The sequence below is a fragment of the Actinokineospora sp. genome, assembly GCF_050699995.1.
In the GTDB taxonomy this organism is placed as follows: Bacteria; Actinomycetota; Actinomycetes; order Mycobacteriales; family Pseudonocardiaceae; genus Actinokineospora.
Genome location: NZ_JBOHGC010000061.1, coordinates 1 through 5,687 on the forward strand (window position 1 = coordinate 1; position 5,687 = coordinate 5,687).

General features: G+C 69.2%; 9 protein-coding genes. 5 read left to right on the forward strand and 4 right to left on the reverse strand.

Annotated features, from left to right (window positions below; genetic code table 11):
• The coding region (locus ACRDSQ_RS03865) for a class F sortase (protein WP_431418814.1) at nucleotides 1–492 on the forward strand (492 nt) is incomplete at its 5' end.
• Between the two features lie 42 nt (nucleotides 493–534).
• Here ACRDSQ_RS03865 and ACRDSQ_RS03870 read toward each other — a convergent pair.
• Complete coding sequence (locus tag ACRDSQ_RS03870) at nucleotides 535–819, reverse strand: isoamylase (protein ID WP_431418815.1); 285 nt, start codon at nucleotides 817–819, stop codon at nucleotides 535–537.
• Nucleotides 820–997: 178 nt separating this feature from the next.
• Here ACRDSQ_RS03870 and ACRDSQ_RS03875 point away from each other — a divergent pair, with 178 nt between their 5' ends.
• On the forward strand, nucleotides 998–1,963 hold the full coding sequence (locus ACRDSQ_RS03875; protein WP_431418816.1) for a pirin family protein: 966 nt from the start codon (nucleotides 998–1,000) through the stop codon (nucleotides 1,961–1,963).
• 3 nt (nucleotides 1,964–1,966) lie between these two features.
• Here ACRDSQ_RS03875 and ACRDSQ_RS03880 read toward each other — a convergent pair whose 3' ends face one another.
• A complete protein-coding gene (locus tag ACRDSQ_RS03880; protein WP_431418817.1) occupies nucleotides 1,967–2,269 on the reverse strand; it encodes a hypothetical protein in 303 nt (100 codons plus the stop codon).
• A 143-nt stretch (nucleotides 2,270–2,412) separates the two neighbouring features.
• Between ACRDSQ_RS03880 and ACRDSQ_RS03885 the strand changes: the two genes are divergently transcribed.
• The 3 genes from ACRDSQ_RS03885 to ACRDSQ_RS03895 all read left to right on the forward strand — a co-directional run bounded on the left by ACRDSQ_RS03885 (nucleotide 2,413) and on the right by ACRDSQ_RS03895 (nucleotide 4,434).
• Entirely contained in the window at nucleotides 2,413–3,246 is an 834-nt protein-coding gene (locus tag ACRDSQ_RS03885; RefSeq protein ID WP_431418818.1) for a mechanosensitive ion channel family protein, read from the forward strand.
• 75 nt (nucleotides 3,247–3,321) lie between these two features.
• Nucleotides 3,322–3,813, forward strand: coding sequence for a hypothetical protein (locus tag ACRDSQ_RS03890; RefSeq protein ID WP_431418819.1), 492 nt, complete (start codon nucleotides 3,322–3,324; stop codon nucleotides 3,811–3,813).
• A gap of 117 nt (nucleotides 3,814–3,930) precedes the next feature.
• Nucleotides 3,931–4,434 carry a hypothetical protein gene (locus ACRDSQ_RS03895; RefSeq protein WP_431418820.1) on the forward strand — a complete coding sequence of 168 codons (504 nt, stop codon included), beginning with the start codon at nucleotides 3,931–3,933 and terminating at the stop codon, nucleotides 4,432–4,434.
• Here ACRDSQ_RS03895 and ACRDSQ_RS03900 read toward each other — a convergent pair.
• Complete coding sequence (locus tag ACRDSQ_RS03900; protein WP_431418822.1) at nucleotides 4,361–4,825, reverse strand: DUF6328 family protein; 465 nt, start codon at nucleotides 4,823–4,825, stop codon at nucleotides 4,361–4,363. The two genes, ACRDSQ_RS03895 and ACRDSQ_RS03900, sit on opposite strands and share 74 nt — an antisense overlap.
• Nucleotides 4,826–4,907: 82 nt before the next feature.
• Nucleotides 4,908–5,078 carry a hypothetical protein gene (locus ACRDSQ_RS03905; protein WP_431418823.1) on the reverse strand — a complete coding sequence of 57 codons (171 nt, stop codon included), beginning with the start codon at nucleotides 5,076–5,078 and terminating at the stop codon, nucleotides 4,908–4,910.
• Nucleotides 5,079–5,687: the final 609 nt, after the last annotated feature.

The following is a 5,687-nucleotide window of genomic DNA, read 5'->3' on the forward strand; positions in this document are numbered from 1 at the left end:
GCGCCGCCCGCGACCAGTGCGGCGCCGGTCGAACCGACCGCCGCGCCGGTCGGGCAGCGGCCCGGCACGGTCCGGTTGGCCAAGGGCGGCACGGCGACGCTGGTGCGCCAGGAGCTCGGCCCCGACGCGACCCTGCCGGTGCCGAACGGGGTGCGTGAGGCGACGTGGTGGGGTGCGGGCCTGGACGCCGCGACGGGCGCGACGGTGTTCGCCGGGCATGTGGACTGGAAGGGGCAGACGGGTCCCTTCGCCGAATTGTGGAACGCGCGCAACGGTGACCCGGTGTCCGTCGTGGACGCCGCCGGCCGCACGTGGAGCTACCGGGTGTGGCGGGTGGAGACGGTGTCCAAGGGCGACTTGCCCGCGCGCGCCGAGGAGTTCTTCGGCCGGCACGGCGAGCACCGGCTGGTCCTCGTCACCTGCGGCGGCCGTTGGGTCGGCGGCGCCGACGGCTACGAGTCGAACCGCGTGGTGATCGCCACCCGAGCGTGAGACGCCCGCCGTCGCTCCCCTTGGGTGCCGGTCCGTCGGGGCTTATACGGTCAGGCGGCAGTTGCCCAGGTGGTCGACTTCGGCCTGGGAGTCGTTGAACCACACGCCGTCGTCGCCGAGGTAGCGGAACGTCAAGGTCGTTCCCTCAGCCACCTCCACGGTCGTCGACAGGGTGCCGTTGCTGCGCTTGCGCAGTTCGTGGCGGCCCGGCTCCCACTCGTTGAAGTTGCCCACCACCGACGCTTTGGCGATCCCCGGCAGGTCGTCCTGGGCCAGTGCGAACGTCACCCGCTGGTGGCCATCGGCCGCGCGCTTAATTCGGATCATCGAACACCTCTCGGCTCTTCCGACACCTGTCGCTGACAGTGTCGGGGCACGCACTGATGGTCGCAACCGGGGGCGGTTGGCGGGTTCCGGCCCACGGTTCTTCTACTGGAAACATATGTATAGGTGTCGGGATAGCCTGATCGGACGAACGCCGGCGCGACTGGGAGTGGGTGCGTGAATGAGCAACCTGGAACGGGCTCCCGCCGAGCTGGTGTGCGCGGCCGACACCGCGCCGACCGGCAAGCTGCTCGACGGGCGCGAGGTGCCGCTGGGCGGACCCCGGTCGATGCTGGTGCGCCGGACGCTGCCGCAGCGTGAGCAGTCGCTGATCGGCGCGTGGTGCTTCATCGACCATTACGGCCCTGACGACGTCTCCGCCACCGGCGGCATGGCCGTGCCGGGGCACCCGCACACCGGGCTGCAGACCGTGTCCTGGCTCGTCAGCGGCGAGGTCGAGCACCGCGACACCACTGGGGCGCACGCGATCGTGCGCCCCGGTGAGATCAACCTGATGACGGCCGGGTCGGGGATCGCGCATTCCGAGCACTCGCTGCCGGGCACGTCGGTGCTACACGGGGCGCAGCTGTGGATCGCACTGCCCGACGGCGACCGGTTCGTCGACCCGGCCTTCGAGCACTACGCGCCGCCCGTGCACGATCACGAAGGCGCGCGTGTGGTGGTGTTCCTCGGGTCCCTGCTGGGTCACACCTCGCCGGTGGTGACCTACACGCCGCTGCTCGGAGCCGAGATCACCCTGCGGCCGGGGCAGTGCCTGCGGCTGGACGTGGACGCCGGGTTCGAGCACGGCGTCCTCGTCGACAGCGGCGAGGTCCGTGCCGCGGGCGTCACCGCGACCGCCGGGAAGCTGGTGTACCAGCCGACCGGGTCGACCGTCCTCACCCTGGAGGCGGGCAACGAGCCCGCGCGGGTACTGGTGCTCGGCGGCGAGCCACTTGGGGAGCGGATCGTCATGTGGTGGAACTTCATCGCCCGCTCGCACGACGAGATCGTGACCTTCCGTGAGCAGTGGCAGCGGGCCCGCTCGGGCGCGGAATCCGGGCGCTACGGCCGGTTCCCCGCGCAGTGGGCCGAGACGCTGCCCGCTCCGGTCCTGCCCAACATCCGACTGAGGTCACGCGGCTGACGGTCAGCGCCGGGTGATGAGGACGGCCACGACCACCGCGCCGACGGTGCCGATGAGCCGGTTGACGTCGACCGCAGGCCGCCACCGCACCGACGACCCGCGGATGACGAAGGCGCCCGCCGGTCGGGCGAACACGCCGAAGCCCGCGCCCTCGGTGATCAGCTCGGTGCCGCTCCCGCCGCCACCGCCGCCGTGAATGGTGGCCGCGGCGATGACCGTCACCCCGTCGCGTTCGCACGGTTCGGTGTAGACGGTCCGCGCGCTGAGCGCGTCCTTGGCCAGCCGGAACACGTCGAGATAGGTCATCGCGAGTCCTCCCAGGTCAACCGTAGGGAGCCAGCGGCGGGCAGGCGACCTCACCAGTGCGAATGTGTGGCGAACGGCGATGTGGGTAACTCCTCGCCCAGCGGCCGCGAACCGTCGCGGACCCTGCTGGAAGGGAGAACGCCATGGACTTCGGCCAAGGCCTATCCGATGCGTGGGCGTCGATCATCACCTTCGTGCCGAAGCTGCTGATGTTCCTGGTCATTCTGTTCATCGGTTGGCTTCTCGCCAAAGCGATCGCCAAAGCCGTCGACTTCGGTCTGGAGAAGGTCGGATTCGACCGTGCGGTCGAGCGCGGCGGCATCAAACGAATGTTGGATCGCGGCAAGTACGACGCCTCCGACATCATCGCGAAGCTGGTGTACTACGGCATTCTGCTGATCGCCCTGCAGATGGCGTTCGGCGTGTTCGGGCCGAACCCGGTCTCCGAGTTGCTGACCGCCGTCGTCGCCTGGCTGCCGAAGGCCGTCGTGGCGATCATCATCGTGGTCGTGGCCAGCGCGATCGCCACCGGTGTCAAGGACCTGATCAACAACACCCTGGGCGGGCTGTCCTATGGTCGGCTGCTCGCCACGATCGCCTCGGTCTTCATCCTGGGCCTGGGCATCATCGCCGCGCTGAACCAGATCGGAGTCGCCACCGCGGTCACCACTCCGGTTCTCGTCACGATCCTGGCCACTGTCGGCGGCATTCTGGTCGTCGGCGTCGGCGGCGGTCTCATCAAGCCGATGCAGAACCGCTGGGACGGCTGGCTGAACCGCGCGGAGCGGGAGATCCCGAAGATGCGCGACGAAGCCGCGGCCACCGCGCCGCGACAGGGCGCCCCGGACTTGAGTCAGATGGGGACCAGGCCCGCGAGCCATGTCCCCGCGGGCGCCGTGGATCCGAGCGCGCCGACCACACCCATTCCGCCCACCGGCGCACCGATGCCGCCGTCGAGTGGTTATCGACGCACCTGACGGGTTTCCCCTCCGGTCACCGGGGTAGCCACCATGCAAGACGGCGTATCCGACTCGACCGGAGGGGCCAAGACCATGGCCGAGCACACCCCTCGCGTAGCGGACGCGATCAACACTCTCGTGGCCGCGGTCCGAGACCGCGACATCGATGTCGTGTCCGACCTGCTCGCCCAGTGGTGCCGACCCGCCTCGGACTCCGATCTTGTCGCCATCGTGACCGCGCTGATCAGCGCGGGTGGGCGCAAGATCCTGGAGTCCGAGGCGGTTCAGCTGCCCGACGCGGCTTTCGCCGTGGAGGTGCAGAACGCCGACGGGCTGCCCGTTGACATCGACTCCATCTCCCCACCGGTCCGCGCGGTGCTGCGCGCGCAACTGGCGTGGCTCAACGACCGGCCGGAGGACGTCACCGACCAGATCCGGCTCGTGATCGACTCCGGTGACAGCCACGACCGGATGTCCATGCTCGTGCACGCCCTCGTCTGGGCCGTCCAAGTCGGTGTCAGCGAGTCCACAGAGGACTCTGGTGACTCTGGTGACTCTGGTGATTTCGGAGGAGCGGGGCGATGATGATGACCGATATGGCCGCGCGCGGACCCGCCATCGTGTGGCGGGACCGGCGGACGCGGATCTCGCGGTGGTGCTCGACCCGGCGGGGGAGGCCGGCCACGGCGAACTGCCCGCGACATGGCGTCCGCTGACCGACCGGCTGCGGATCGGCTGGGTCCGGCTGCCCGCCGACGGCCCGGGCTTGGCGGCGCGGGCCTCGATCCTGAGCGAAACCCCGGCAGGCGCGTCCACATCGTCACCGGCGGGGTGGCCACCGAGCCGGCCCTGTGGGTGGCGGGAGCACAGGCGCGCAAGGTGAAGTCCTTCGTCGCCGTCGACCCGGAGTCCTGCGCCCCCGACTCGCCCTGGGGTGAGTGGGCCCGGGGCTTGCAGGACGAGGGTGCGGTGGTCCGGTGCTTCCAGACCGCCCAGGAGGACGTCGACCTGCGCAGGCCACCACCGGCGCCGCTGGGCCTGCCCGAGGTGGTCGCGTGGGTGGCGGAGACGATCGCCGCGACCGTATCCTCGTCAAGCGGCCTGCGCGACACGATCGCCCGAGGCTTGCGCGCTATGCGCCGCCACCGCGCCGCCGGTGGCGCGCGGGCACCGCGAACCACAACGTCCCGAATCCCACGACGGTGACCACGGTCAGGATCGCCGACCCGGGCTGACCGATGATCACATCGGTGAGCAGCAGGACAGTCCCCGTGACCGCGAGGGCGAGCGTCGCCAGCCCGACGATGGCGAACGTGTTGGCACTGTTGACGATCAGGTCTCGCCTGCCCTGGCGGAACAGCACCCGATGCCAGGCCGCGGGCGCGGTGAACAGCCCGATCGCCAACACGGCGAGAAGAACAGTCACCAGATGAACGATGTGCTGAAACCCGCTCGCGCGTTCGTAGGAGTCGGTGAACGTCACCGCGAGAAGGAAACCGAACAGGATCTGCACACCGGCCTGCGCCACCCGGAGCTCTTGGAGCAACTCATTGACGTTGCGCCGCAGCCGGTCCCCTTCACTCTCGTCGTCGGTCATCGGTGGAGCAGTCCGATGAGGATGAAGTAGACACAGCCCCCGATCACGATGGCCAGGGTCAGGTTGAACATCAGCCGCGCCATCATGGCCCACCCACCGCGCACTCGTAGGGAATCTCGCCGCGGTGGACGCACCCGGCGGCGGTCACCAGCCACCCCTGGTTGAATTCGCTGAGGAACATCGTGTCGGTTCCCGCCCGGACAATGGCCCCGTCGCCCCACATCTCGGTCTCCTCGATGGTGGCGGGCTTCAACTTCTCAAGGGCAGCCGCACAGTCCTCATCGTCCAAGACCCGAGGCCCGAGCAACGCGCAAGCGTCTTGAGGGCGGTTGTCCGCCAACGCCCCTTGAAACGCCCGCGCCACGTCTTCAGCCTCCCGGATCCGATCACTCCCACAAGGGGAAACCCACCAGGGCAGCGAGCACCAGGGCGACCCGCCATATCAACATGAATCGACGGTACTAGCGATCAGCCCCTTCCGCCTGACATCGCAGTTGAGGCACCCCGGTTCAGCGCGGCCGACCACCGACTCACGCGCCGCCGTCAGCCAGCCCTCGAACGAATCTCCGCCACCCACAGTCCACCCGGGACGAGCGGACCCAAAACATGCGCCCAATCAACGTCCGGAGGAGTTCGGATCATCGTGGTCGCTCATGTTGGCCTCCCTCGCCTCGGGTACGGCTGGGGGCTACCGTTCACGAAACTTGTGAGAACGTGTCGTGAGCCGTCACCTTACGGTGCGGTGTTGGCCCGGTGTGGTGGTCGGGTCTTCCCGTGGCGGTACCCGGTGCCCGCGTGGTGCGGGTCTGACATGGGTTTCCATCGGGCTCGTTTCGTGTCGCCCCGCAACTCGGGGAGGACA

Excerpts from the sequence above, each read along its gene's own strand:
- ACRDSQ_RS03885 (WP_431418818.1), top strand. The coding sequence starts at position 2,413 with ATGGACTTCGGCCAAGGCCTATCCGATGCGTGGGCGTCGATCATCACC.
- ACRDSQ_RS03870 (WP_431418815.1), bottom strand. The coding sequence starts at position 819 with ATGATCCGAATTAAGCGCGCGGCCGATGGCCACCAGCGGGTGACGTTC.
- ACRDSQ_RS03895 (WP_431418820.1), top strand. The coding sequence starts at position 3,931 with ATGGCGTCCGCTGACCGACCGGCTGCGGATCGGCTGGGTCCGGCTGCC.
- ACRDSQ_RS03880 (WP_431418817.1), bottom strand. The coding sequence starts at position 2,269 with ATGACCTATCTCGACGTGTTCCGGCTGGCCAAGGACGCGCTCAGCGCG.
- ACRDSQ_RS03875 (WP_431418816.1), top strand. The coding sequence starts at position 998 with ATGAGCAACCTGGAACGGGCTCCCGCCGAGCTGGTGTGCGCGGCCGAC.
- ACRDSQ_RS03890 (WP_431418819.1), top strand. The coding sequence starts at position 3,322 with ATGGCCGAGCACACCCCTCGCGTAGCGGACGCGATCAACACTCTCGTG.
- ACRDSQ_RS03900 (WP_431418822.1), bottom strand. The coding sequence starts at position 4,825 with ATGACCGACGACGAGAGTGAAGGGGACCGGCTGCGGCGCAACGTCAAT.